We start from the raw sequence: 25,859 nt of genomic DNA, 5'->3' as shown, positions 1-25,859 counted from the left end.
TTAAGCGACGCCCGCACCCATCCCCCCGAGCCGGCACCGCCCGCCGATCCCCCCACCCCACCGCCACCCCCGACCGAGTCCACGCCCGCGGCCGCAGCCGTGCCCGCGGATGCGGCTGGGCCCGCACACACGGCCCCTACCGTGGCCGTGCCCCCGGTTCCGGCTGGGGCCGGATGCCCAGCACCCTCCCTGGTCGTGCCGCCGGTATCGGCCGTTTCCGCAGCCTTGGCTGCGCCCCCGGCCATGGCCATGCCTGCGCCTTCGGCTCAGGCCGTGCCCGAACGTCCGGCCCCCGAGCCGGGCATGCCCGAGTCCCTGACCCGGCCCGTGCGCCCGGACCCGGATCTGGCCCTGGCTGCACCTTCGTCCCCGGCCGTGTCCGCGCCGTCCGGCGGACGGGCCGCCACCGCGGCCACCGTCCCGGCCGTGCGCACCGCTCCAGCGCGATCTGCCGCCCCGGGCCCCGGCCCGGCTTCGTCGCCGCCCGCGGCGGCGGCCGGTTCTCCCGCCGAGCAGAGCGCACCGGCTCCGGCCCTGGCCGTACCTTCGTCCCCGGCCGTGCCTCCGGCCCCGGTCCCGGCCATGTCCGAACCTCCGGCTCCTGCCCCGGACATGGCCGCGCCGTCCGGCGGATCGGCCGCCGGCCCCGCCGGGCGGACCGGTTCGGCGGCGACGCCGTTCGCGGGACCCGGCCGGGCTTCGTCGCCGGCCGCGGCCGCGGCCCCGGGCCCGGAGCAGCCGACCGGTTCCGCGGGCGACGTTCGGGAGGTCGTCCCGGCGCAGGCCGACCGTCGCGCTGCCGCCCGGCCCGCAGGGCCCGCGCAGCGCCACGCGCGACCCGTGGTCACCGAACTGCGGCTCTCCGCCTTCGGGCGGCACCGCGGCGCGGCCTTCCCCATCGGGCCCGTCACCCTGTTCGCCGGCCCGAGCGGCAGCGGCAAGTCCCAGGTCCTGGACGCCTACGGGGCACTGGCCGCGCTCGGCGCGGGCGCCACCCTCGACGAGGTCTTCCCCGACCCCGCCGCGCGCATCCCGGACGGGGCCCTCCCCGACGCGCAGCGGCGGCGCGGGTTCCGCCTCGGCTGCACGGTCGACGGCCCCGCCGGACCGGTCCGGCTCGACCTCGCCGTCCAGGCCGAACCCGCCCTGAGGATCGTCGGCGAACGGCTGTCGCAGGACGGGGAGATCCTGTTCGCCACCGCCCTGCGCGACCCCGGCAGGCGCTCGGTGCAGGCGGCCTGGCTGACCGGCGGTGCCGTCGGCGTCACCCGGGCCCCGCTGCCCGACGACCGCCTCGGCACCGCGCTCCTTCCGCTGCGGGTGGCGGGGTCCACCGCCGGCCAGCGGAAGGTGCTGACCGCCGCCGAGCAGGTGATCGTGGCCCTGCGTTCGGTGTTCGCCTGCGACCCTCGCCCGGACCGGATGCGCGCGCCCGTCCCGCAGGGCGAGGGCCGGCTGCTGGGCGACTGCGCCAACCTGGCCGACGTACTGCGCCGGACCCGCCACGAATGCGGGACCCGCCACGCGCTGCTGACCGAGGCCGCCCGTACCGGCTGCGCGGGGCCCGTCGCCGCCCTGGACGTACGGGTCCCCGGGGGCGGCGACGCCGTCACCGCGGTCCTGGACCGCGGACCGGGCCGCCCCGCCACGGAACTGGCCCGGCTCGGCGCGGGCGAACTCCGCTTCCTGGCACTGGCGCTGGTCCTGCTCACCGGGCCGGGGGTGCTGGACATGGACCCGGCCGCCGAACTGCTCTCCGCGCAGCAGGCGCTGACCGTGCTGGCCGACGGGCTCGACCGTGGCCTCGACGGCGGGCAGGGCGGAGAGTTGCTGCGGCTGGCGCTGCTCTCCTGCGGCCGCGGCCACGTCCGGCTGGTGGCAGAGGTGGGGGAGGGGACCGCGGCGGCCGCCCGCCGCCTCGACGGCGTGTCGGTGGTAGACCTGTCGGCATGAACGAGACGCAGGAGCCCCGGCAGCCCGAACCGCGGCCCGAACCGCGGCCCGAGCAGCGGCCCGAACCGCGGCCCGAGGAAAGGCTCGACCTGCTGCAGCGCAGGCTCGCGCAGTTCGCGGCGGCCCGTGGCTGGGAGCCGTACCACACGCCCAAGAACCTGGCGGTGGCGCTGAGCGTGGAGGCGGCCGAACTGGTCGAGATCTTCCAGTGGCTGACACCGGAACAGTCGGCGAAGGTGATGGAGAAGCCGGAATCCGCCCACCGCGTGGCCGATGAGGTCGCCGACGTACTCGCGTATCTGCTGCAGTTCTGTGAGGTTCTCGGGGTGGATGTGCTGGATGCGCTCGCCGCGAAGATCGAGAGGAATGAACTGCGCTTCCCCGTAACGGGTGGTCCGACACCGAATCGTCACTCTTCGGAGTGATGGACTCATCCACAATCACGTTTCTGTCCACATTTTCCGAATACCCCTGGCTTTACTGGCCCGTTGCCCTCACTCTGGGTAGTGGTGAGGACGGCGGGGTGTCGTGCGGACGGGGGACGGCATATGGATGCGGTACGGCTCATCGCGGCCGGCCGGCACGCTCTGGCACAGAGCGGGGCCGCGTGGGACATCGTGGGCGAGGCCTGGCAGGCCCAGGCGCTCGCGCAGGGGATCGGGAGCTGGCTGGCGGTCACAGGGCCGCCGGAGCTGAGATCGGAGGCACGGGGACTGGGGGAAGCGGGAGGCAGAGGATGCGGGGTACTGGATCGGGCGGCCCTGCGCGGCGAGGGCAGCGCGCCCGAGTACCCGCCGCGAGCCGCACAGCTGAGCGTGGTGGCGGATGTCCGTCAGGCGCTGCTCGGACTCCAGGCGCTGCTGGGCGAAGTGGGGATAGCCCTGGTCGGGGTGGCCTGTGGCACGGACGACGAGGCTCTGTACTGGCAGTGCATAGAGTCGATCGACGCGGCTGACGAGTCGAGCGACCGGGTACGGGCGATCCTGCGCCGCATGGTGGTGCGCGAGAGGGGTTCCGCCTCGGGGGTGGCCTGACCCGGGCGCGGCCCGGCGCAAGGCCGCACGGCACGGGGCTCCGCAGGGCGGCACGGGCGGTGCCCAGCCAGGTACGGGCGGCCGGCACGGGCGGCGAGCATGGCGCACCGGCCGGGGTCCCGCCGTGCGCGACGGGACCCGCACGGTCAGGAGAACCGGTGGGACGGGCGCCCGTTCTCGGCGGTGCGGTCCCGGTCCGCGGAGGACTGCAGATCGGCGTCGAGGCGGGAGAGGTCGGCGTTCAGCGCGGCCATCAGCTCCTCCATCTGCTGCAACAGGCCCTTCGGCGCGCCGCCGCCCGGCGCGGGCACCGCGGCGGACTCCTGCTGTGCCGTGTCGTGTGCTGCCCGTCCGGTCCAGCCGGTCTGTCGGGGGGTCTCCGGCGCGGCCTCGTGGGACATGGCGGCCTCCTCGGCCCTGGCCCTTCCGAGGGAAGGGGGCGGTGGACGCACCGGCGAGGAGCCGCCGGCGCGCGGGCCGGGCGGTCCGGCTCCGCCCGGGCAAACGATCTCCGTCCGGGCCGGTCACTGGCGGCGCGGGGCCCCGACACGTCCGGTTGACGAAGATTCACCCCGGCGGCGCGGGAGGGGCAGGATGGAAGGTATGGATCTTCGCATTTTCACCGAGCCCCAGCAGGGTGCGAGCTACGAGACCCTCCTGAGCGTCGCCAAGGCCACCGAGGACCTGGGCTTCGACGCCTTCTTCCGCTCCGACCACTACCTGCGGATGGGGGCGGCCGACGGCCTGCCCGGCCCCACCGACGCCTGGATCACCCTGGCGGGCCTGGCCCGCGAGACCCGGCGGATCCGCCTCGGCACCCTGATGACGGCAGGCACCTTCCGGCTGCCCGGCGTCCTCGCCATCCAGGTGGCCCAGGTCGACCAGATGTCCGGCGGCCGCATCGAGCTGGGCCTGGGCGCGGGCTGGTTCGAGGAGGAGCACAAGGCCTACGGGATCCCCTTCCCGGCCGACCGGATGTCCCGGCTGGAGGAACAGCTGGCCATCGTCACCGGGCTGTGGGCCACCGCGCCCGGCGCCACCTTCGACTATGCGGGCGACCACTACCGCGTGGAGAACTCGCCCGCCCTCCCCAAGCCCGCCCAGACCAGGATCCCGGTCCTCGTCGGCGGCCACGGGGCCAGGCGCACCCCGCGGCTCGCCGCGCGCTACGCGGACGAGTTCAACATGCCGTTCGCGTCGATCGCGGACAGCGAGCGCCAGTTCGGCCGGGTCCGGGAGGCGGCCGAACAGGCCGGCCGCAGGCCCGACGACCTCGTCTACTCCAACGCCCTCGTGGTGTGCGTGGGCAAGGACGACGCCGAGGTCGCCCGCCGGGCCGCCGCCATCGGCCGGGACGTGGCCGAGCTCAAGGCCAACGGCCTGGCAGGCTCTCCGGCCGAGGTCGTGGAGAAGATCGGCGCCTATGGGGCCGCCGGTTCCTCCCGCGTCTACCTCCAGCTGCTCGACCTCGACGACCTGGACCACCTGGAGCTGATCTCCGCCCAGGTGCTCTCTCAGCTCCGCCCGGGGCCGGGGAAGGGATAGCGATGCCGCGTGCGACCGGCCCGCTCGCCGAGGCCCTGGCCCGGCGGACCGTCCTCCTGGACGGCGGGCTCAGCAACCAGCTCGCCGCCCAGGGCTGCGACCTGACCGGGGGACTGTGGACCGGCCGCGTGCTCGACGAGCGGCCGGTCCAGGTCGAGGCCGCCCACACGGCGTACGCGCAGGCCGGCGCCGAAGTGCTGATCACCGCCAGCTACCAGGTCGGCTACGAGGCCTTCGCCGCCCAGGGTCGCGACCGCGACGCGACCACCGCCCTGCTGCACCGCAGCGTCGCGCTCGCCGCCCGGGCGGCCGATGCCGCCGACCACGACGTCTGGGTCGCCGCCTCCGTCGGCCCGTACGGAGCGGTGCTCGCGGACGGCTCCGAGTACCGCGGCCGGTACGGCCTGAGCGTGCGCGAGCTCGCCGCCTTCCACCGCCCCCGCATCGAGGCCCTGCTCGCCGCGGGCCCCGACGTACTGGCCGTGGAGACCCTCCCCGACCCCGACGAGGCCGAGGCCGTGCTCACCGTCCTCGCGGAGACGGGCGCACCGGCCTGGCTCGCCTACACCGTGGCCGCCGGCAGCACCCGGTCGGGGCACCCCCTGCCCGAAGCCTTCGCGCTCGCCGCGCAGGCCCCGCAGGTGATCGCTCTCGGCGTCAACTGCTGCGACCCGGCGGAGGTCCTCCCGGCCCTGGAGGCGGCGGCCGCCGTCACCGCCAAACCCCTGCTGGCCTACCCCAACGACGGCTCCGTCTGGGAGGCGTCCACCGGCACCTGGCGGACCCCCGCGGCCGTGCCCCCCTGGCCGACGGCCGCCTGGCGCCGCACCGGGGCCCGCCTACTGGGCGGCTGCTGCCGCATCGGCCCCGACCGGATCGCGGACCTGGCCCGCGAGACCGGCCGTCCCGACGAATCGATCATGTGATGGACCGTCAAGTCAGGTCATTCTTGGTCTAGTTCCGGCCAACGCGATTTGTCTGCGGTCGTTGGGCTGACAGGTGCCATCAGGGCGGGCACGATGCTCCGACATTGAACGGGGGGTCGCGATGAGCGCTGCCGAAAACACATCCGAGATCGAAGGCCGGGACGCCGATCCGAGCGGCCCCGGCGGCCAGGCCGACCAGGCCGCCCAAGGCGCCCTCGGCAAGCCGGGACAGTCCCAGGACCCCGAGGAGCGGGCCGCCGCCGAGCTGGCGCTGCGGGTCTTCCACGGGGACGAACGCTGGGGCTGGGAGTTCGTCCAACCCCCCGAACCTCCGGCGCACCGCGACGCCCAGAACCCGCCGGTCCACAGCGAACCCTCCGACGCCGAGGTCCGCGCGGCGCTGGAGCGGACCATGACCGGCCGCAGCACCCGGGGCTTCGGCTGCATGACCCTGATGGCCGGCGCCGCGGCGTTCTTCGCGGTGGGTCCGGAGGCCGCGATCATCGTCGTGGTCCTCGTCATCGCCCTGATCATCGCGACCTCCCCCAAGTCCAGACTGCGGGCCGCCCAGCGCCGCCTGCAATCCGCCCGGGAACACGCCCAGCGTGACTACCACGCACGCTGGCAGGCCTGGCAGTACGGCCTCGAAGCCCACCGCGCCGAGCACCTGCGCCACAACGAGACGCTCGACACCTGGTACCCGATCTCCCTCACCTCCGGCCCCAGCCGGATCGACGTCTTCGGCGGCACCGGCAACGGCTGGGCGAGCCTCCTCGCCACCCTCGGCGGGCCCGTCCTCGGTGGCGGCCGCCCGGTCGTCGTCCTGGACCTCACCCAGCAGGCCGTCGCCCTGGAACTGGCCGGCCTCGCCGCCCGGCGCGAAGTGAACGTCGCCCACGTCCCCATGCCCGGCGCCCTGCTCGGCATGGACCTGCGCGAGGAGTTCACCTCCGAGGAACTGGCGGAGACGTTCGCCGAAACCCTCGCGAGCATGCGACCGCCCGGCGCGGACATCGACCTCCGCACCATCGACGTCGACGTGATCCACACCGTCACCGACCTCCTCCAAGGCCCCGTGACCCTCGCCCGCCTCGCCGCCGGACTGCGCGTCCTGCTGCGCGTCTACGACGTCGACCCGTCGTCGCCGGGCCCCCTCAGCCCCGCCGAGATCGAGTCGATCACCCGGGCCATCGACCTCGTCGGCCAGGGCGAACGCGTCCAGAACGAGCTCCGCTACGTACGCGCCCAGATGGAACTGCTCGCGAAGGCGGAAGCGGCCGACACCCCCGACACCCCCGCGTCCGCCTGGTGGAAGCCCGGCAGCCTGACCATCGTCACCACCGAGGACCGCGTCCACCGGCGCAAGGACCTCACCGACCGCTTCGTCTTCTTCCGCCTGCTCCACACCCTGCGGGGGCGCTCCGTCGCCGCCGGTTCCGGCACGCTCGTCGTCGCGGGAGCCGACCACCTGGGCCGCGAGGCCCTCGAAACCATGGCACGCCAGGCCCGGACCGCGGGAGTCCGGCTGGTCTTCCTCCTCGAACACCTGCGGGAGGCCGCCGTCCAGGTCGCCGGCGGCTCCGACAGCGCCACGATCTTCATGCGCATGGGCAACGGCGAGGAGGCCAAGGCGGCGGCCCAGTTCATCGGCCAGGAACACAAGTTCCTCGTCAACCAGCTCACCCGCCAGATCGGCGAAACCCTCACCGAGGGCCGCGGCAGCAGCTACAGCTACCAGCGCGGCGTCTCCGACACCGACGGGGTCAACCGCGGAGGCTCCTCCAGCTGGAGCGGTTCCGACTACAACTCCGGCAGCAACTGGGGCACCTCCCGGTCCACCACCACCTCCCTCTCCCGCAGTTGGCAGGACTCCACCAACACCTCCACCGCCCGCTCCACCACGACCGGCGAGAACCTCAGCAGGGTCTACGAATTCGCCGTCGAACCCACCCAGCTCCAGGCCCTGCCCCCCACCGGACTCCTCCTCGTCGAGGCGGGCCCGCACGGCCGCCGGGTCGTGTTCGGCGACTGCAACCCCGGCATCACCCTCCTGCCCCGCCTCTCCACCCGACCGCGCCCGAGCCTGACGTGACACCGGCCGACGGCGCCGCGGCCGGGCCCGCCACGCTCCGCGCCCACCGTTTCCACCGGCTGCTCACCGTCCCCCGACGGCCCGAGGAGCCGCACGCGGAGGACCGTACGGCCGCGCAGCTCACCGCGGCGGTGACCGCCTCCCACGCGATCCTGGGCCATCACGCGGGAGGCGGTCCGACCGGCCTCGCCGCGGCCTGGATACGTCCGGGCCGGCACCGGCCTATGCACTTCCTCGTCGGCGGAGCCCCCTACTTCCCGCCCGCCGGGAACGAGCCGCACGGGGCCGCGGAACGCCCGCCAGGCCATGCGCCAGGCCATCCGCCAGACCGCCCGCTCGGCTATCCGCCCGGCTCCACCGCCCGGGACGTCCCGTCCGGCGAAGCCGCGGCGCTGCTGGAGGCGATGCCGTACTGGCTGCCCTGCCTCGGCTCCCACGACGCGCTGCGCATGGGCGACGACGAGCGCGCCCTGCCGTCGGAGCGCCGCGGGTCGTTCGACGACGCCGTGGCCCACCTGCCGGACGCCTTCGCCTGGCTGGTCCTGGCCGAGCCCGTCCCGTACGAGCGACTGGAACAGGAGCGCGCCGCACTGTCCGTGCAGCTCCCCAGGCTGCGCCAGCGGGAGAACTCCGCGGCGGACCGGGTGGCCGCCGAACGGGCCGAGGCCCGCTACCGCGAACTGACACGGGCGCTCGCCACCGGCGTGTGGAACGTACGCGTCCTGGTCGGCGGCCGCCGGCCCGAGTCGGCGCTCGCCTCGGCGGCGCTCCTGTGCGGCTCGGGCGACCTCGACGACCTGCCGTACGTCCTCGTACCGGCGCGGCGGCCCGTACCGCTCGCCGAGGCACTGACGGCCGCCCGCCCGCAGGGCCCCGGATCACCGGGCGCATCGCCCTTCCTCGCCCCCGCCGAACTCGTCGCCGCGCTCGCCCGCCCCCCGGCGCGGGAACTGCCCGGCATCCGCACGGTGGCCCCCAACCGCTTCGACGTCACGGCCGACGACACCGGCTCGGGCTCCGACGGCTTCCTCATCGGCGACATCCTCGACGAGTCCCTCACGGCCGCGGACCGGCTGCACGTCTCGCGCTCCACCCTCAACCGGCACGCCTTCGTCTGCGGCGCCACCGGCTCCGGCAAGTCCCAGACCGTACGCAGCCTGCTCACCGCCCTGTCCACGCACGAGCGGCCCGTCCCGTGGCTAGCCATCGAGCCCGCCAAGGCCGAGTACGCACGCATGGCCGGCCGCCTCGCCGCGGCGGACGGACCCGAGACCGCGCGCCGGGTCACCGTCATCCGGCCGGGGGACGTGGACGTACCGCCGGCGTCCCTCAACCCACTGGAACCGGAGCCGGGCTTCCCGCTGCAGAGCCACGTCGACCTCGTACGGGCCCTGTTCCTGGCGGCCTTCGAAGGGCACGAACCCTTCCCGCAGGTGCTCGCCCGGGCCCTGTCCCAGTGCTACACCGACGCCGGATGGGACCTGGTCACCGGCGAGCCCCGCCCGGCCCACAAACCGAAGTTCGTCCTGGACGAGCCCGACGAACCCCGCTCGGCGGTCTACCCCACCCTCGGGGCGCTCCAGGCGACGGCCCGCCAGGTCGTCGAGATGATCGGCTACGGCAAGGAGGTCACCGCCGACGTACGGGGCTTCGTCGACGTCCGCATGGGCTCACTGCGGGAAGGCACGCCGGGCCGCTTCTTCGAGGGCGGCCACCCGCTGGACATCGCGGGCCTGCTCTCCGGCAACGTCGTCCTCGAACTGGAAACGATCACGAACGACCAGGACAAGGCCTTCCTCATCGGCGCCGTCCTCATCCGCCTCGTCGAACACCTGCGCGTCCATCACGGCGCGGGCGGGGTACCGCTGCGCCACGTGCTGGTGGTGGAGGAGGCACACCGACTCCTGAAGAACGTGGAGGACGGCCCGGCGGCGGCAGCCGTCGAACTCTTCGCCTCGCTCCTCGCGGAGATCCGCGCGTACGGCGAAGGCGTCGTCATCGTCGAGCAGATCCCCAGCAAGATCCTCCCGGACGTCATCAAGAACAGCGCGCTGAAGATCATGCACCGGCTCCCGGCCGAGGACGACCGCCGGGCGGTCGGCGCCACGATGAACCTCCAGCAGGACCAGAGCGAGAACGTCGTCGCCCTGCCGCCCGGGCGCGCCGCCGTCTCCTCCGACGGCATGGACCGGCCGGTCCTCACGGCCGTCCCGCACGGCGAACACGACGAGAGCACGAAGGAGGCGTCCGCGCAGCCACCGCTGCTGGGCAGCCGTAGCCCCCTCTGCGGCGCGGCGTGCCACCGCAGGCCGTGCACCCTGCGCACGATGAACGACTCCCACCACCGCTCCCTGGAACCGCTCCACCTCATCTGGGTGGAAGCGGCCGCCTCCGCCCAGGCGATGGGCAAAAGTGCTCCCGGTCCGGCCGACAGCGTCCGGGCCTCGCTGAACGCGCTCCCGGAACGTGACCTCGAATGCACCCTCGTGTACGCGGTCGAACGGGCGGTCGCCGCCCGTGAGCCCTTGATGCGCGACGAGGTCGACCCGGCGGACTTCGCGGAACGCCTCTACGCCGTCCTTTCCGCGGCCCTGCTCGGCACGGAACCGGCGGCTGAGGATCTGCGCCGTTACGCGTACGCCAACTACCGCTTCAGGGACGTCCTGGACATCATCCGCCGAGCTGTCAGGGACGACCCGGAAGGGCCTCACGACTACCCGGAGCGGGCGGACCGCTGGGTGGCCCGCGGCCTGATCCTGACCGGCTCATCGGGGGTGGAGCACCGCCTCCAGGTCCGTGCCCGGCCGGGCTACGGGGCGGACAGGGTTCACGGCCGGGTCGGCGACGTGGAGCGCAGCGGGCTGAGGGATGCGGTGGCCGCTGTGACGGGTGGCACGACGGAGGAACACGTCAAACGAGCCTTCGGACAGGCCTGTGCGGAGGGGCCGCGGTTGGACGCCGTGGTGGCGGAGACAGCGGTGCGGGTGGCGCAGGAATGCGTCAGGGGGAGGGAGACCCGATCATGAGCGAGGTCGACGCCGCCACCGACGCCCCGCCCCCGCCGCCACCTCCTCCTCCGCCGCAGGAAGAACTGGGGGTGAGCAAGGAGGGGGAGTCCCGGGAAGCGGGCACCGAGGCCGAAGGGACGGCCGACCCGGGCGCGGACGGCGACCGGTTCGAGGACGAGCAGCCGTTGGACGACGATCAGGGGGTTGACGGCCCGACGTCCGAGGTGACGACCGGCCCGGACGCGGACACCAACGGGTGTGAAGACGAGCCGCCGTTGGACGACGATCGCGGTGCCGCCGACCAGCCTTTGGGGGAAGCGGGCGAGAACGCATCCGGTGACGACGGCTTACCGGAGCAGCGCGCTGCAGGACCGGACCCGGCCGAACCGCCTCAGCCCGAAGAGGTGGAAGCCGCCACGGACCAGCAACAACCGGAGTCAGAACCCGAGCCGGAGTCAGAACCCGAGCCGGAGCCGGAACCCGAGTCGGAGCCGGAACCCGAGCCGGAACCCGAACCCGAACCCGAACCCGAACCCGAACCCGAACCCGAGCCCGAGCCCGAACCCGAACCCGAACCCGAGCCCGAACCGGAACCGGAGCCGGAACCTGAGTTTGAGCCGGAATCCGTTGACGACGCAGCAGCGGAGCGGGCGCCGCGGCCCGAAGAAGAGCCCGTACAGGAACGCGGAGCCCAGGAGGTCACCGCCCCGGTTGACGCTGACGAGGCGGGGGCCGAAGCGGCGGACGGGCAGCAGCCCGGAGACGCGGAGCAGGATGTTTCGGAGGGCGCAGCGACCGATGCGGCGCAGGAGGAGGAGCCGAGTCCTGGCCAGACCGACTCCCAGCGGTCGGACGCAGGAGCATCGGAACCGGGCTCGATGGCGGATCAGCGCGATCACCAGGAAGACGAGGGGGACACGGACAGCTGGTCACCGGCCGAGAACGAACAGGCGGCCCGGCAGCCTGCTGATGAGATCGGCGACGTGATGGTGGCGGCGGCCCAAGGGGCGGCCGAAGTGGGTGTGGCCGTGGCCGAGACCGCGGCAGCCCTCGCCGGGCAGGCCGTGAATGCCGTGGACGAAGTCGCCGCGGGCGCGTCCTTCGACGCGCATGCCGGGCAACTGACCCGAGGCTTCGAAGGTGACCTGCCCTCGGACACTGCACCACTTGCCGGAGGCGAGGTGCAGGAGGGAACAGCGGACGTCGGCGAGCCGCCGAACGATGGCGAACCTCAGGAGGCGGAGGCGGGAGCAGACGCGACGTCAGGCGTTCCGGCCGGTCCCTTGAGGGAGTTCGGTACCAACGCCGAGGCGGACGCCTACGGCCGCAGTGTCTGGGGGGACGCGCTGAGGAATCTGACCCCGGAGCAGCGCGGAGCCCTGGAGAACTATTCCAACGAGAATCCGCCGGGCTTCAGCAGTCCGCCCGACTACAAGGACATCAACGGTGGCCTCCGCGGACACGTGCCGCGGACCAGCGAGGTGGACGACCACATCAGGGGGATGGATGACGCACTCGACCGGCAGAGGACCCCCGACCGGCTGATGGTCGTGCGGGAGACGGGCGTCAATGCCTTCGACCGGCCGGTCGGTGACCTCCCGGGTTCCGTACAGAGTGACCCCGGATACCTGTCGACGGCTCTCGGACCGGATCCCACGTTCGATCCTGGGAAGGAAGTGGTCCTTCACCTTGATGTTCCGCCGGGGACCCGAGCCATGTACATGGAGGGCCTGACCCTGAATCCCGGGGAAAGGGAACTGCTGCTGGACCGTGGTCTGCGCTATGAAGTGACCGACGTGGATCGCATGGGAGGGCGTTGGCACGTCTATGGAAGGGTCCTTCCCTAGGGTTTCGCAAGTGATGTGAAGTTCGAGAAAGAGGTGCGCTGCATTGTCCGGTCCGCTCTCAGGGGATCCCGAATTCCGTACCGTGTCCGCTCCGGAATCGTTCCCCCATCGCACACGATCCTCCGTCCTGTACGCCGCCGTCCTTCGAGGAGGTGAAACCATGGGATTCCTGTGGGCTGCGACGGCGGACGATGCCGCGGGGTTCGTCGTGTTGCAATCCGCCGGAGACGACGCCTACAACACGTCCGTTGCCTGGTCCCTTCTGCTGCGGCAGGCGAAATCCGAAGGTTTGACTCCGCTTCAGGCCCTCCGTAGTTGGGTAGGCAGGACGGCTCATCCCAAGGCAGGCAGCGTTTCGGCGGCCCAGGAAGAGGCTGCCACGCTCGAAGATCTTGAACTCAGGGGCGCAACCCTGCAGGCGGAGTAGGCGGGGCTCGGCTCCGGGCCGCCCCCGACCGGGATCGTGCTGGTCGAGTCGGCAGCCGGGGGACGGCGCGTGGCCTTCGGGGACTGCAACCCGGCCATCGTCGCCATGCCCCGGGTCTCCTCCCGCCCCCGCTGACCCGCCGACGCCTGGTGCTGTGGCCGCGCTAGCGCTCGCAGGCGACGCCGTCGCCGTCCCGGTCGAGGTGCCGGCCGTAGCCGGGGTCGCCGCGGCGGATGGGGGCCGCGCCCGCCGCCCTCACCGCGGCACAGTTCCGGTACGAGACGTTCCCGCCGCCACCCCCGCTCCCGTCCGTCTCGTCCTCGGGCGTCGGGGCTGCCGGGGGAGCCGCCGTCGTGGGGGCGGGTGCCGGGGCGGCCGGCGCAGGACGAAGGTTCGTGCCGGGCGTCGCGGGGCAGCCGGTGCCCGGAGCCACCAGGTGCACGACCGGAGCGGCGCTCTGCGGCGGGAGTCCACTGCCGGCGGCGACGTCCTGGAAGCAGACGAGCCAGGTCCCGTGGTCGGCGGGCAGGGTGACGTCGGCGTAGGCGCTCAGCGCCTTGAGTTCGCCGTCGATCAGTTCCTCCACCGTCTTCTCCGCCTGTGCGTAGGGCCAGCCGACGGCCGACGGCATCTGCGGTGCGGCGCTCGGTGTCGGTGTCGGGGTGGGCGTCGGCGTCGGGCTGTTGCTCGGGGCGGGGGCGGCGGAGGCCGCCGCGGTCTGCGCCTTGCCCTCGGGCCCGGTCTCCTCCGGCGAGTCGGACAACAGCGGTATCAGGAACCAGACGCCGGACAGCACGGTGGCGAGGACCTTCTGCGTCCGTTCCCACTGGCTCGTCCAAGCGAGCGCGATCCCCGCGGGCGGGAGGAGGACGAGCGCCGTGATGATCAGGGCGGGGTGCTGCCACCAGCGCCGTGGCGGCTTGGGCGCGGGCATCGGCGCCGGGGCGTAGGCGTGCGGGGGAGGGTACATGGCGCTCCTGGAGGCTGAACTCGGTGCGGGGCGCGCGAGCCTATCCAGAAGGTTGAAGATCGTACTTGTTTTCGCTGGAAATCCGTTGGCCCGAGGATGATCCGACCGTCATGCTGAAGCGCATGTTCCTTACGATCACCACCACCGGGACCGCCGAGAATCCGGCGACTGACCTGGGCTTTCTCCTGCACAAGCACCCGGACCGGGTCCGCGTGGAGAACCAGTCCCACGGCACCGCCCACGTGTTCTACCCCGAGGCCACGGCCCAGCGGTGCACGGCGGCCCTGCTGCTGGAGGTGGACCCCGTCGCGCTCGTCCGCCGGGGGAAGGGCAAGGGCCGGGGCGGGGCGCCCGACGCCGCGCTCGCGCAGTACGTCAACGACCGCCCGTACGCGGCCTCCTCGCTGCTCGCCGTCGCGCTCAGCGGGGTGTTCCGCACCGCTCTCAAGGGCCAGTGCGTCCTGCGCCCGGAACTCCCGGATCGGACGCGCCCGCTGCGCGTCGAGATCCCCGTGCTCCCCGCGCGCGGCGGCGCCGCGATGGTGCACCGGCTGTTCGACCCGCTCGGCTGGGACCTCGTACAGGCCGAGGCCGTACCGCTCGACGAGCAGTTCCCCGAGTGGGGGGACTCCCGCTACGTGCGCCTCGTACTGGAGGGCGAGCTGCGCCTCGCCGACGCCCTGCGCCAGCTGTACGTGCTCCTGCCGGTCCTCGACGACGCCAAGCACTACTGGATCGCCGCCGACGAGGTCGACAAGCTGCTGCGCGCCGGAGACGGCTGGCTCGCCGCGCACCCCGAGAACGCGCTCATCAGCTCCCGCTACCTGGCCCGCCACAAGCGGCTGACGCAGACCGCCGTCGAGCGCCTGGAACTGGTCCGTCTCGCCGAGTCCGACGGCAGCGAGGTCGAGGAGATCGACAACGCCGTGGACGAGACGCGCGACACGCAGGAGCGGCCCGTACCGCTCGCCGTGCGCCGGCGCGAGGCCGTGCTCACCGCCCTGCGCGCCGCCGGGGCCCAGCGGGTGCTGGACCTCGGCTGCGGCCAGGGCCAGTTGGTGCAGGCGCTGCTGGGGGACCCCGCGTACACCGAGATCGTCGGCATGGACGTCTCCGTGCGCGCCCTGACCATCGCCGCCCGGCGGTTGCGGCTGGAGCGGATGGGCGAGCGGCAGCGCTCGCGCGTCACGCTGCTGCAGGGCTCGCTCGCCTACACCGACAAGCGGCTGGCCGGCTACGACGCGGCCGTGCTGAGCGAGGTCATCGAGCACCTCGACCTGGACCGGCTGCCCGCGCTGGAGTACGCGGTGTTCGGCTCGGCCCGTCCCGGCACGGTCCTCGTCACCACCCCGAACGTCGAGTACAACGTCCGCTGGGAGACCCTGCCGGCCGGACACGTCCGGCACGGCGACCACCGCTTCGAGTGGACCCGCGAGGAGTTCCGCGACTGGGCCGGCCGGGTCGCGGAGCGCTTCGGCTACACGGTCGCGTACGTCCCCGTGGGCGACGACGACCCCGAGGTCGGGCCTCCGACGCAGATGGCCGTCTTCACCCGGAACGCCGCTGGCGACACCTCCACCGCTGCCGCCACCACCACCGCCGGCTCCACCACCACCGACTCCCCGAAGGAGGGCGAGGCAGCATGACCACCGAGACCAAGCGCACACTTCCCGTCACCGACCTGTCCCTCGTCGTCCTGATCGGGGCCACCGGATCGGGCAAGTCCACCTTCGCCCGCAAGCACTTCAAGCCCACCGAGGTCATCTCCTCCGACTACTGCCGTGGCCTGGTCTGCGACGACGAGAACGACCAGAGCGCGAGCCGGGACGCCTTCGACGTCCTGCACTACATCGCCGGCAAGCGCCTCGCCGCCGGCCGGCTGACCGTCGTCGACGCGACCAGCGTCCAGGCCGACGCCCGCCGGCAACTGGTCGCGCTCGCCCGCGAACACGACGTGCTGCCCATCGCCATCGTCCTGGACATGCCCGAACAGGTCTGCGCCGAGCGCAATGCCGCCCGCCCCGACCGGGCCGGCCTGCCCCGCGCCGTCATCCAGCGGCACCGCCGCGACCTGCGCCGCTCCCTGCGCGGCCTGGAACGCGAGGGCTTCCGCAAGGTGCACGTGCTGCGCTCCGTGGAGGAGGCCGAGGCCGCCGAGGTCGTCCTGGAGAAGCGGTTCAACGACCTCACCCACCTCACCGGCCCCTTCGACATCGTCGGTGACATCCACGGCTGTTCCTCCGAGCTGGAGACCCTGCTCGGCAGGCTCGGCTACGAGGACGGCGTCCACCCCGAGGGCCGCACGGCCGTCTTCGTCGGCGACCTCGTCGACCGCGGCCCCGACAGCCCGGGCGTCCTGCGCCGCGTGATGGGCATGGTCAGGTCCGGCAACGCCCTGTGCGTGCCCGGGAACCACGAGAACAAGCTCGGCCGTTACCTCAAGGGCTCCAAGGTCCAGCAGACCCACGGCCTCGCCGAGACGATCGAGCAGCTCTCCCACGAGCCGCCGGAATTCGTCGAGGAGGTGCGGGAGTTCATCCGCGGCCTCGTCAGCCACTACATCCTCGACGGCGGCAAGCTGGTAGTCTGCCACGCCGGCCTGCCCGAGAAGTACCACGGCCGCACCTCGGGCCGGGTCCGCTCGCACGCCCTCTACGGGGAGACCACCGGCGAGACGGACGAGTTCGGCCTGCCCGTGCGCTACCCGTGGGCCGAGGACTACCGGGGCAAGGCCGTCGTCGTCTACGGCCACACACCCGTCCCGAACACCGCCTGGATCAACAACACCATCTGCCTCGACACCGGAGCCGTCTTCGGCGGCCGCATGACCGCCCTGCGCTGGCCCGAGCGCGAACTGGTCGACGTACCGGCCGAGAAGGTCTGGTACGAGCCGGTCAAGCCGCTCGTCACCGAGGTGCCGGGCGGCAGTGACGGCCGGCCGATCGACCTGGCCGACGTCCACGGGCGCCGCGTCGTCGAGACCCGGCACCTGGGCAACGTGGGCGTCCGGGAGGAGAACGCGGCCGCGGCCCTGGAGGTCATGAGCCGCTTCGCCGTGGACCCGCGGCTGGTCCCGTACCTGCCGCCCACCATGGCGCCGACCGCGACCTCCCGCGAGGACGGCTACCTGGAGCACCCGGCCGAGGCCTTCGCCCAGTACCGCAAGGACGGCATCGACCGGGTGGTGTGCGAGGAGAAGCACATGGGCTCCCGCGCCACCGTCCTGGTCTGCAAGGACGCCGACGCCGCCCGCGAGCGGTTCGGCGTGGACGGTCCGACCGGTTCCGTGTACACGCGCACCGGACGGCCCTTCTTCCGCGACTCCCAGGTCACGGAGGAGGTCCTGGCGCGGCTGCGGGCGGCGGTCACCGGCGCCGGGCTGTGGGAGGAGCTGGGCACCGACTGGCTGCTGCTCGACGGGGAACTCCTGCCCTGGTCGCTGAAGTCGGGCGGCCTGCTGCGCAACCAGTACGCCGCCGTGGGCGCCGCATCCCGCGCCGTCTTCCCGGACGCCGTCGCCGCCCTGGAGGCGGCGACCGCCCGCGGCGTCGACACCGGCGCCCTGCTGGAGCGCCAGCGCGGCCGGGCCGTCGACGCGGCGGCCTTCACCGACGCCTACCGCCGCTACTGCTGGAGCACCGACGGGCTGGAGGGCGTACGGTTCGCGCCGTTCCAGCTGCTGGCCGCGGCCGGGCGGTCGCTGGCCGCCGTGCCCCACGACGAGCAGCTGGCCTGGCTGGACCGGCTGGTCGACGCCGACGACCCGGGCACCGCGGGCGGCAGCGGACTGCTGCGCCGCACCGGCCGGATCCTGGTGGACACCGGGGACGAGGACTCCGTACGGGCCGGCACCGACTGGTGGCTGGAGCTGACGGCGGCCGGCGGCGAGGGCATGGTCGTCAAGCCGCTCCGGGCCTACGCCCGGGACGGCAAGGGGCGGCTGGTCCAGCCCGGGGTGAAGGTGCGCGGGCGGGAGTACCTGCGGATCATCTACGGGCCGGAGTACACGCGTCCGGAGCAGCTGGAGCGCCTGCGCGAGAGGTTCCTCGGGCACAAGCGCTCGCTCGCCCTGCGGGAGTACGCGCTCGGACTGGAGGCGCTGGACCGGCTGGCGGCCGACGAACCGCTGTGGCGGGTCCACGAGCCGGTCTTCGCGGTCCTCGCGCTGGAGTCGGAGCCGGTCGACCCGCGGCTGTGACGGCTGCGGTGACAGCCGCGGCAATGGCCACGACGACGGCCACGACGACGGCCACGACTGCAGCCGCGGCGTAAAGGCGGAGCCCCCGTACGGCCTCGAATTAGGTCGTATGGGGGAACTTTCGCGGAGAACTCCGGGAAAACCACCGGCGGGATCGTTCATCCAGAGCAGCGGAACGACCGTGACCCCGGAAGGACGGAACACCACCTATGAAGATGACCGCGCGCGGAAGCATTGCGGCGCTCCTGACCTGTATCGCCGCGGCCGGCGTGGCCACCCCGGCCGTGGCCGACGGGGTGCCGGTGGGTGTGCCGCTCGAAGGTGTGGAGACCACGACGGGCCTGGACGTGCCGCGGATCGCCACCGCGGTGCCGCTGCCGGTCGTCGGAGCGCCCGAGGCCCCCCGCATGCACAAGGGGGACATGCTTCCCACGCCGCTGCTCCCGGCGGTCCCGATCGCCACCGAGCTCGGCGAGACCCTGGTCACCTCCCCGCTGCCGAACCTGGCCGGCCGGCCGGAGACGGACGGCGAGGGCTCCCTGGAGTCGCCCGCCACCACCGTGCGCACCCGCACCCCGGGCGCGGTCCTCGGCTCCCCGCTCACGATGCCGGACGGTTCCAACTCCGGTCTGCCGAACCTGACCGCGCCCAAGCTGGGGATCCTCACGCCGGAGATCACGGGGGCGCCGGAAGCACTTCTCGGTGTCGCCCTGCCCCGCTGAGCCGACGCCGCCTCAAAAGGCCGCCCGGTCTGCGAACGTGTACGGCATGGGATTCCATGTCGACTCCGAGACCGGGCGGCTCCGCCGCGTCATCCTCCACCGGCCCGACCTGGAGCTGAAGCGGCTCACACCGAGCAACAAGGACGCGCTCCTCTTCGACGACGTGCTGTGGGTGCGCAGGGCCCGCCAGGAGCACGACGGCTTCGCGGACGTGCTGCGGGACCGGGGCGTGGAGGTCCACCTCTTCGGGGACCTGCTGTGCGAGGCCCTGGGGATCCCCGAGGCCAGGCGCCTGGTGCTGGACCGGGTGTTCGACGAGAAGGAGTACGGCCCCCTCGCCACCGACCACCTGCGGTCGGCCTTCGACGGGCTGGCCTCGGCGGAGCTGGCGCAGGCGCTGGTCGGCGGGATGACCAAGCGGGAGTTCCTGGAGCGCCACACCGAGCCGGTGTCCGTGCGCTTCCACGCCCTGGACCTGGACGACTTCCTGCTGGGGCCGCTGCCCAACCACCTCTTCACCCGCGACACCTCCGCCTGGATCTACGACGGGGTGTCGATCAACGCGATGCGCTGGCCCGCCCGGCGGCGCGAGACCGTCCACTTCGAGGCGATCTACCGCCACCACCCGCTCTTCACCGGCTCCGGCGCCTTCCACTACTGGTCGCAGGGGCAGGCGGACTATCCCTCGACGATCGAGGGCGGCGACGTCCTGGTCATCGGCAACGGCGCGGTGCTGATCGGGATGAGCGAGCGGACCACGCCGCAGGCGGTGGAGATGCTGGCGCGGGGCCTGTTCGCCGCCGGTTCGGCGACGTCCATCGTGGCCCTCGACATGCCGAAGCACCGGGCCTTCATGCACCTGGACACGGTGATGACGATGGTCGACGGAGATACGTTCACTCAGTACGCGGGGCTCGGCATGCTCCCCTCGTACACGATCGAGCCGGGCGACGGCGGCAGCGAGCTCAAGGTGACCGACCACCCCGCGGAGCACATGCACCGGGCCATCGCCGCGGCCCTCTCGCTCGACTCGATCCGGGTGCTGACCGCCACCCAGGACGTGCACTCGGCGCAGCGCGAGCAGTGGGACGACGGGTGCAACGTGCTCGCCGTCGAGCCGGGGGTGGTCGTCGCCTACGAGCGGAACGTGACCACCAACACCCACCTGCGCAAGCAGGGCATCGAGGTGATCGAGATCCCGGGCAGCGAGCTGGGGCGCGGCCGCGGCGGGCCGCGCTGCATGAGCTGCCCCGTGCAGCGCGACGCCGTCTGAGCAGGCAGGTCCCGGGTCGACCCGGGAAAAGGTCACACCGCCGTCCTGTATATCAATACAGAGCGTCGTATAGACTTCCAGCATCCCCTGTCACCGTGACGCTGGAGCGACCCCATGGCCCCCGCCCTCAAAGGCCGCAGTTTTCTCAAGGAGCTGGACTTCACGGCCGCCGAGTTCCGCGGCCTGGTCGAGCTCGCCGCCGACCTGAAGGCGGCCAAGAAGGCCGGGGTCGAGCAGCGTCTGCTCCGGGGCAGGAACATCGCGCTGATCTTCGAGAAGACCTCCACGCGCACCCGCTGCGCCTTCGAGGTCGCCGCCGCCGATCAGGGTGCCCACACCGTCTACCTCGACCCGGCCGGCTCCCAGATGGGGCACAAGGAGTCGGTCCGGGACACCGCCCGGGTGCTGGGCCGGATGTTCGACGGGATCGAGTACCGGGGCGACAGCCAGGAGGCCGTCGAGGAGCTCGCCGCGCACTCGGGCGTGCCGGTCTTCAACGGCCTGACCGACGACTGGCACCCCACCCAGATGCTGGCCGACGTCCTCACGATGACGGAGCACAGCACCGAGCCGCTGCACCGGATCGCCTTCGCCTACCTCGGCGACGCCCGCTTCAACATGGGCAACTCCTACCTCGTGACCGGCGCCCTGCTGGGCATGGACGTACGGATCGTCGCGCCCAGGAGCTACTGGCCCGCCGAGCACGTGGTGGCCGAGGCGCGCCGGCTCGCGGCGGAGAGCGGCGCGCGGATCACCCTGACCGAGGAGGTCGCCGAGGGGGTCGCCCAGGTGGACTTCGTGGTCACCGACGTCTGGGTGTCCATGGGGGAGCCCAAGGAGGTCTGGGACGAGCGGATCGCGGCGCTGTCGCCCTACGCCGTCACCATGGACGTGCTGCGGGCCACCGGGAACCCGGACGTGAAGTTCATGCACTGCCTGCCGGCCTTCCACGACCTGGGCACCAAGGTGGCCCGGGAGATCCACGAGCGGCACGGGCTCGACTCGCTGGAGGTGACGGACGAGGTGTTCGAGTCGGAGCACTCGGTGGTCTTCGACGAGGCCGAGAACCGGCTGCACACCATCAAGGCCGTACTGGTCGCCACGCTCGGCCGTCCCGGCCCGGGTGACGTACGGCCCGAGTGACGCATAGTCATACGCGACCGCACGGGGGTTTCACGCGTCGGCCGGCAGCAGCCGCCGTGAGGGCAGGGTGAACCACACCGCCTTGCCGTGCGGCGTGCGCCGGTGGCCGCAGGTGGAGCTCAGCGTCCGGATGAGCAGCAGTCCGCGGCCGTGCTCCTGCCAAGGGTCGGGGTGGGCGTCGTCCGGGCCGGCCGACAGCTCGCCGAGCGGCTGCGGGTCGCCGTCGTGGACCTCGACCTGGCAGCCGTTCGCCAGGAGCTCCACGACGAGCTCGATCGGCTCGCAGGCCGGGGTGTGCTCGACGGCGTTGGCGACCAGCTCCGCGGTCAGCAGCTCCGCCGTGTCGCAGTCCGCGGGCGCGTCGGCGTCGGCCAGCGCCGTGCGGACGAGGGCGCGGGCAAGGGGTACAGCGGCCGCCGAGTGGGGCAGGGTGATCCGCCAGGCGGGGTTTTCGGGCACTGCAGGATCTTCCTCTCCGGGATGGGCCGCATCGTGTCGGGGAGCCGGGCCGGGGACTCGCACGAGGGGTCCGTGCCGGCCGGCTCGCGCCGGAGGTGCGTGGGGTGTGTGGCGTGCATGGGGTGTACGGGGTGCACGGGTCTATGGGGGAACTATCCCTTTCAACGATACGGAGTCGAAATTTGATCCCGTAGGGCACCCCGCCATCGGTACGGGGGGCCCGAGGTCCCTTCTCTCGCGTTTCTCTGACGGTAGTCACGATCTGGTGATACCGTCGGTCGCGTGAGCCCCTTCACCGGTTCCACACCAGCGACCGAACGGTGGCACCACCTCCGGATCACCCGGCAGGACGGCGTCGCCACCGTCACCTTCGACCGCCCCGAGAAGATCAACGCGCTCACCTTCGGCGCCTACGCCGACCTGCGCGATCTGCTCGCCGAACTGTCCCGCGAGCGTTCCGTGCGCGCCCTCGTCCTGGGCGGCGAGGGCCGCGGCTTCTGCTCGGGCGGAGACGTCGACGAGATCATCGGCGCCACCCTCGCCATGGACACCGCCCAGCTCCTGGACTTCAACCGGATGACCGGCCAGGTCGTCCGCGCGATCCGCGAATGCCCCTTCCCGGTGATCGCCGCCGTGCACGGCGTGGCCGCCGGGGCCGGCGCCGTCCTCGCGCTCGCCGCCGACTTCCGGATCGCCGACCCCACCGCACGCTTCGCCTTCCTCTTCACCCGCGTGGGCCTCTCCGGCGGCGACATGGGCGCCGCCTACCTGCTGCCGCGCGTCGTCGGCCTCGGCCACGCCACCCGCCTGCTGATGCTCGGCGAACCCGTCCACGCACCCGAGGCCGAGCGGATCGGTCTGCTCAGCGAGCTCACCGAAGAGGGCAAGGCCCACCTACGGGCCGCCGAACTCGCCGCCCGCCTCGCCGCGGGCCCCTCCCTCGCCCACGCCCAGACCAAGGCGCTGCTCACCGCGGAACTCGACATGCCGCTGGCCGCGTCCGTCGAGCTGGACGCGGCCACCCAGGCCCTGCTCATGAACGGCCAGGACTACGCGGAGTTCCACGCGGCCTTCACCGGGAAGCGGCCGCCGGAGTGGAAGGGCAGGTAGCGCCATGCCGCTCGGCAGCGCATTGCGGGTCGCCGTCGTCGGCGGCGGACCGGGCGGGCTGTACGCCGCCGCACTGCTGGCCCGCCGGGGGCACAGCGTGGACGTGTGGGAACGCAACGCCCCGGACGACACCTTCGGCTTCGGCGTCGTGCTCTCCGACGAGACCCTCGGCGGCATCGAACGGGCCGACACCGTCGTCCACGCCGCCCTGAGCGCGGAGTTCGTACGCTGGGACGACGTCGACGTCGTGCACCGGGGACGGCTGCTGACCTCCGGCGGCCACGGCTTCGCCGCCATCGGACGGCGCCGCCTGCTGGAGATCCTGCACGAGCGCTGCGCCGGACTCGGCGTCCGGCTCCGCTTCCGCACCGGGGCCCCGGACGTCACCGAGCTGCGCGCCTCCCACGACCTGGTGGTCGCGGCGGACGGCGTGCACAGCGCGATCCGCGAGGCCGACGCCGCCCACTACGGGCCCACCCTCACCCCGGGCCGCTGCCGCTACATCTGGCTCGCCGCCGACTTCGCCTTCGAGGCCTTCCGCTTCGAGATCGCGGAGACCGAGCACGGCGTCATGCAGCTGCACGCCTACCCGTACGCGGCCGACGCCTCCACCGTCATCGTGGAGATGCGCGAGGAGGTCTGGCGGGCGGCCGGCCTCGACCTGTGCGACGAGGACGAATCGGCGGCCCGCTGCGCCAAGATCTTCAGCGAGGCCCTGCGCGGCCGGCCCCTGCACGGCAACCGCTCCGCCTGGACGCAGTTCCGCACCGTCGTCAACGAGCACTGGTCCCACGGCAACGTGGCGCTCGTCGGCGACGCCGCGCACACCGCCCACTTCTCCATCGGCTCCGGCACCAAACTCGCCGTCGAGGACGCCCTCGCCCTCGCCGAAGCGCTGGACGCCGCCGAAGGGGACGTACCGGCCGCCCTCGCCGCCTACGAGGCGGCCCGCCGCCCCGCCGTCGCCAGCACCCAGCGGGCCGCGGCCGCCAGCAGCCGCTGGTTCGAGGAACTCGCCGGATACGTCGACCAGCCCGCCCGGCAGTTCGCCTTCAACCTCCTCACCCGCAGCCGCCGCGTCACGCACGACAACCTGCGGCTGCGCGACGAGCGGTTCACCCGCGCCGTCGAACGGGACTTCGGCTGCCCCGACGAGAGCACCCCGCCCATGTTCACGCCGCTCACCCTGCGCGGCCTGACCCTGCGCAACCGCGTCGTCGTCTCACCCATGGACATGTACTCGGCCGAGGAAGGCGTGCCCGGCGACTTCCACCTCGTCCACCTCGGCGCCCGGGCCCTCGGCGGAGCCGGCCTGGTGATGACCGAGATGGTCTGCGTCAGCAAGGAGGGCCGCATCACCCCCGGCTGCGCCGGCCTCTACACCCAGGAGCAGGCCGACGCCTGGCGGCGCATCGCCGACTTCGTCCACACCTCGGCGCCCGGCGCCGCACTCGGCGTCCAGCTCGGCCACGCCGGCCGCAAGGGCTCGACCAAGGTCATGTGGGAGGGCATGGACGACCCCCTCCCGCACGGCAACTGGCCCCTCGTGGCCGCCTCCGCACTCCCGTACCGGCCCGGCGTCTCCGCGTCCCCGCGCGCCCTGGACCTCGCGGACCTCGCCGCACTGCGCTCCGACTTCGCGGCGGCCGCCGTCCGCGCCGCCGACAGCGGCTTCGACCTGCTCGAACTGCACTGCGCCCACGGCTACCTGCTCTCCGGCTTCCTCTCCCCGCTGACCAACCACCGCACCGACGCCTACGGCGGCTCCCTGGAGCACCGCCTGCGCTTCCCGCTGGAGGTCTTCGACGCCGTCCGCGCGGTCTGGCCCGCCGAGCGCCCCATGACCGTGCGCCTGTCGGCCACCGACTGGGCACCCGGCGGCACCTCGCCCGAGGAGGCGGTGCGGATCGCCGCCGCGTTCGCCGCCCACGGCGCCGACGCCATCGACGTCTCCACCGGCCAGGTCGTCGCCGACGAGGCCCCCGAGTACGGGCGCTCGTACCAGACCCCGTACGCGGACCGGATCCGCAACGCGCTCGGCGTCCCCGTCATCGCCGTCGGAGCCATCTCCTCCTGGGACGACGTCAACTCCCTGCTGCTGGCCGGCCGAGCGGACCTGTGCGCCCTGGGCCGCCCCCACCTCTACGACCCCCACTGGACCCTGCACGCCGCCGCCGACCAGGCCTACGAGGGCCCGGCGGCGCCCTGGCCCGCCCCCTACCGCGCCGGCAGCCGCAAACCCCCGACGGGCCGCGGCTGACGGCCCGGCCGCGACCGGTTCAGGCCGGGACGATCCGGGCCCGGTCCTCCACCGGCCGGTAGCCCAGCCGCAGGTAGACGCCATTGCTCGTCGGGTTGGCCAGATCGGTGAAGAGGACCACCTCCTCGGCGCCGGCCGCGTACGCCGCCTCGCTCACCGCGTGCGTCACCCCGGCGGCGTACCCGCGGCCCCGGAACCCGGGCGGGGTGTAGACGGGCCCGACGCGCGAGGCGGACCCGATCGGACGGGAGAAGGCGGCCAGCGAGACGGGGACGCCGCCGTCCTCCCACACCAGGAAGCCCCCGTACGAGAGCCGGTCGCGCACCTGCGCCTCGGTGGGACCGGCCGGGATCTCCACCTCCGCGTGGAACGCCTCCAGCCATCCGGTCAGCAGCGGCAGGTCGGCCTCGGTGGCGACCCGCACCCGGCCGGCGGGGGAGGGCCGCGGGGCGACCAGTGCGTCCAGCCGGTACAGCCGGTGCTCCTCGGCCACGACGGTGGGCCGGCCCCAGGCCAGGGCCAGCGCCTCCGCATCCCGGCGGCGGGCGTTGACCGCCCCGAGCCCGGCCAGCAGCGGCTCGGTGGTGAGCACGTCGGCCAGCGCACGGACCGCCTCCTGCGGCAGCGCGCCGAGCTGCAGCGGGTGCGGCGGAGTGCACACCAGCGCACCGGAGACGGTCCCGTCGGGGCCGGTCCACCAGCCGAAGACGGGGGCCTCGGGGCCGAAGGCGTGCAGTCCGCGCCGCTCCAGCGCGTCGGCCACGCTCAGCAGCATGGTGTTGGGCACGGGCCGCGCGGCCACGGCAGGTCCCGCCGCGGCCCGCCAGGCGGCCAGGTCGGAAGTGAAGGTCCAGGTCATGGCTCATCCTGCCGCGGCGGCGTCACCACCCGC

20 protein-coding genes are annotated in these 25,859 nt (G+C 73.2%); 16 read left to right on the top strand and 4 right to left on the bottom strand.

Going from position 1 to position 25,859, the window contains the following annotated elements; translation table 11 throughout:
* Nucleotides 1-582: 582 nt before the first annotated feature.
* From AB0O53_RS17835 to AB0O53_RS17825, 3 genes are all read left to right on the top strand, one after another.
* A complete protein-coding gene (locus tag AB0O53_RS17835) occupies nucleotides 583-1,953 on the top strand; it encodes an AAA family ATPase (protein WP_350994082.1) in 1,371 nt (456 codons plus the stop codon).
* Complete coding sequence (locus tag AB0O53_RS17830; RefSeq protein WP_365196563.1) at nucleotides 1,950-2,378, top strand: nucleotide pyrophosphohydrolase; 429 nt, start codon at nucleotides 1,950-1,952, stop codon at nucleotides 2,376-2,378. The genes AB0O53_RS17835 and AB0O53_RS17830 overlap by 4 nt, the downstream gene beginning before the upstream one ends.
* A gap of 123 nt (nucleotides 2,379-2,501) precedes the next feature.
* The gene (locus AB0O53_RS17825) at nucleotides 2,502-2,987 is read left to right on the top strand and encodes a DUF6099 family protein (protein ID WP_350994078.1); all 486 of its coding nucleotides are present in this window, start codon (nucleotides 2,502-2,504) and stop codon (nucleotides 2,985-2,987) included.
* A gap of 146 nt (nucleotides 2,988-3,133) precedes the next feature.
* On the opposite strand, the gene AB0O53_RS17820 is transcribed toward AB0O53_RS17825, so the two are convergent.
* A complete protein-coding gene (locus tag AB0O53_RS17820) occupies nucleotides 3,134-3,388 on the bottom strand; it encodes a nucleotide exchange factor GrpE (RefSeq protein ID WP_365196612.1) in 255 nt (84 codons plus the stop codon).
* 202 nt (nucleotides 3,389-3,590) lie between these two features.
* Here AB0O53_RS17820 and AB0O53_RS17815 point away from each other — a divergent pair, with 202 nt between their 5' ends.
* The 6 genes from AB0O53_RS17815 to AB0O53_RS17790 all read left to right on the top strand — a co-directional run bounded on the left by AB0O53_RS17815 (nucleotide 3,591) and on the right by AB0O53_RS17790 (nucleotide 12,832).
* On the top strand, nucleotides 3,591-4,532 hold the full coding sequence (locus AB0O53_RS17815; protein WP_350994076.1) for an LLM class F420-dependent oxidoreductase: 942 nt from the start codon (nucleotides 3,591-3,593) through the stop codon (nucleotides 4,530-4,532).
* 2 nt (nucleotides 4,533-4,534) lie between these two features.
* Complete coding sequence (mmuM, locus tag AB0O53_RS17810; RefSeq protein WP_365196561.1) at nucleotides 4,535-5,458, top strand: homocysteine S-methyltransferase; 924 nt, start codon at nucleotides 4,535-4,537, stop codon at nucleotides 5,456-5,458.
* A 121-nt stretch (nucleotides 5,459-5,579) separates the two neighbouring features.
* The gene (locus AB0O53_RS17805; protein WP_365196559.1) at nucleotides 5,580-7,550 is read left to right on the top strand and encodes a hypothetical protein; all 1,971 of its coding nucleotides are present in this window, start codon (nucleotides 5,580-5,582) and stop codon (nucleotides 7,548-7,550) included.
* Nucleotides 7,547-10,576, top strand: a complete 3,030-nt coding sequence (locus tag AB0O53_RS17800) for an ATP-binding protein (RefSeq protein ID WP_365196556.1) — start codon at nucleotides 7,547-7,549, stop codon at nucleotides 10,574-10,576. The genes AB0O53_RS17805 and AB0O53_RS17800 overlap by 4 nt, the downstream gene beginning before the upstream one ends.
* On the top strand, nucleotides 10,573-12,405 hold the full coding sequence (locus AB0O53_RS17795) for an ADP-ribosyltransferase (protein ID WP_365196554.1): 1,833 nt from the start codon (nucleotides 10,573-10,575) through the stop codon (nucleotides 12,403-12,405). The genes AB0O53_RS17800 and AB0O53_RS17795 overlap by 4 nt, the downstream gene beginning before the upstream one ends.
* Nucleotides 12,406-12,565: 160 nt before the next feature.
* Nucleotides 12,566-12,832, top strand: a complete 267-nt coding sequence (locus AB0O53_RS17790) for a hypothetical protein (protein WP_365196552.1) — start codon at nucleotides 12,566-12,568, stop codon at nucleotides 12,830-12,832.
* Nucleotides 12,833-12,995: 163 nt separating this feature from the next.
* Here AB0O53_RS17790 and AB0O53_RS38355 read toward each other — a convergent pair whose 3' ends face one another.
* The gene (locus AB0O53_RS38355; protein ID WP_403140596.1) at nucleotides 12,996-13,802 is read right to left on the bottom strand and encodes an excalibur calcium-binding domain-containing protein; all 807 of its coding nucleotides are present in this window, start codon (nucleotides 13,800-13,802) and stop codon (nucleotides 12,996-12,998) included.
* Nucleotides 13,803-13,924: 122 nt separating this feature from the next.
* On the opposite strand from AB0O53_RS38355, the gene AB0O53_RS17780 reads away from it, so the two are divergent.
* The 5 genes from AB0O53_RS17780 to argF all read left to right on the top strand — a co-directional run bounded on the left by AB0O53_RS17780 (nucleotide 13,925) and on the right by argF (nucleotide 21,138).
* Entirely contained in the window at nucleotides 13,925-15,448 is a 1,524-nt protein-coding gene (locus tag AB0O53_RS17780) for a 3' terminal RNA ribose 2'-O-methyltransferase Hen1 (RefSeq protein ID WP_365196549.1), read from the top strand.
* Nucleotides 15,445-18,000 carry a polynucleotide kinase-phosphatase gene (locus tag AB0O53_RS17775; protein WP_350994055.1) on the top strand — a complete coding sequence of 852 codons (2,556 nt, stop codon included), beginning with the start codon at nucleotides 15,445-15,447 and terminating at the stop codon, nucleotides 17,998-18,000. The genes AB0O53_RS17780 and AB0O53_RS17775 overlap by 4 nt, the downstream gene beginning before the upstream one ends.
* A 209-nt stretch (nucleotides 18,001-18,209) precedes the next feature.
* Entirely contained in the window at nucleotides 18,210-18,722 is a 513-nt protein-coding gene (locus AB0O53_RS17770; protein WP_350994053.1) for a hypothetical protein, read from the top strand.
* Nucleotides 18,723-18,768: 46 nt separating this feature from the next.
* Nucleotides 18,769-19,995, top strand: a complete 1,227-nt coding sequence (locus AB0O53_RS17765; protein WP_350994052.1) for an arginine deiminase — start codon at nucleotides 18,769-18,771, stop codon at nucleotides 19,993-19,995.
* 114 nt (nucleotides 19,996-20,109) lie between these two features.
* Entirely contained in the window at nucleotides 20,110-21,138 is a 1,029-nt protein-coding gene (gene argF / locus AB0O53_RS17760; protein WP_365196544.1) for an ornithine carbamoyltransferase, read from the top strand.
* Nucleotides 21,139-21,168: 30 nt separating this feature from the next.
* Here argF and AB0O53_RS17755 read toward each other — a convergent pair whose 3' ends face one another.
* Nucleotides 21,169-21,597, bottom strand: coding sequence for an ATP-binding protein (locus AB0O53_RS17755; RefSeq protein ID WP_350994049.1), 429 nt, complete (start codon nucleotides 21,595-21,597; stop codon nucleotides 21,169-21,171).
* Nucleotides 21,598-21,879: 282 nt separating this feature from the next.
* Between AB0O53_RS17755 and AB0O53_RS17750 the strand changes: the two genes are divergently transcribed.
* Both AB0O53_RS17750 and AB0O53_RS17745 read left to right on the top strand, forming a co-directional pair.
* On the top strand, nucleotides 21,880-22,707 hold the full coding sequence (locus tag AB0O53_RS17750; protein ID WP_350994047.1) for an enoyl-CoA hydratase family protein: 828 nt from the start codon (nucleotides 21,880-21,882) through the stop codon (nucleotides 22,705-22,707).
* 4 nt (nucleotides 22,708-22,711) lie between these two features.
* On the top strand, nucleotides 22,712-24,967 hold the full coding sequence (locus tag AB0O53_RS17745) for a bifunctional salicylyl-CoA 5-hydroxylase/oxidoreductase (protein ID WP_365196542.1): 2,256 nt from the start codon (nucleotides 22,712-22,714) through the stop codon (nucleotides 24,965-24,967).
* A gap of 19 nt (nucleotides 24,968-24,986) precedes the next feature.
* Here AB0O53_RS17745 and AB0O53_RS17740 read toward each other — a convergent pair whose 3' ends face one another.
* Entirely contained in the window at nucleotides 24,987-25,826 is an 840-nt protein-coding gene (locus tag AB0O53_RS17740; protein WP_365196539.1) for a GNAT family N-acetyltransferase, read from the bottom strand.
* Nucleotides 25,827-25,859: the final 33 nt, after the last annotated feature.

It is taken from the genome of Streptomyces erythrochromogenes (assembly GCF_040684695.1).
Taxonomy (GTDB): Bacteria; Actinomycetota; Actinomycetes; order Streptomycetales; family Streptomycetaceae; genus Streptomyces; species Streptomyces erythrochromogenes_C.
This window is presented reverse-complemented; position numbering and strand designations above follow the sequence as displayed.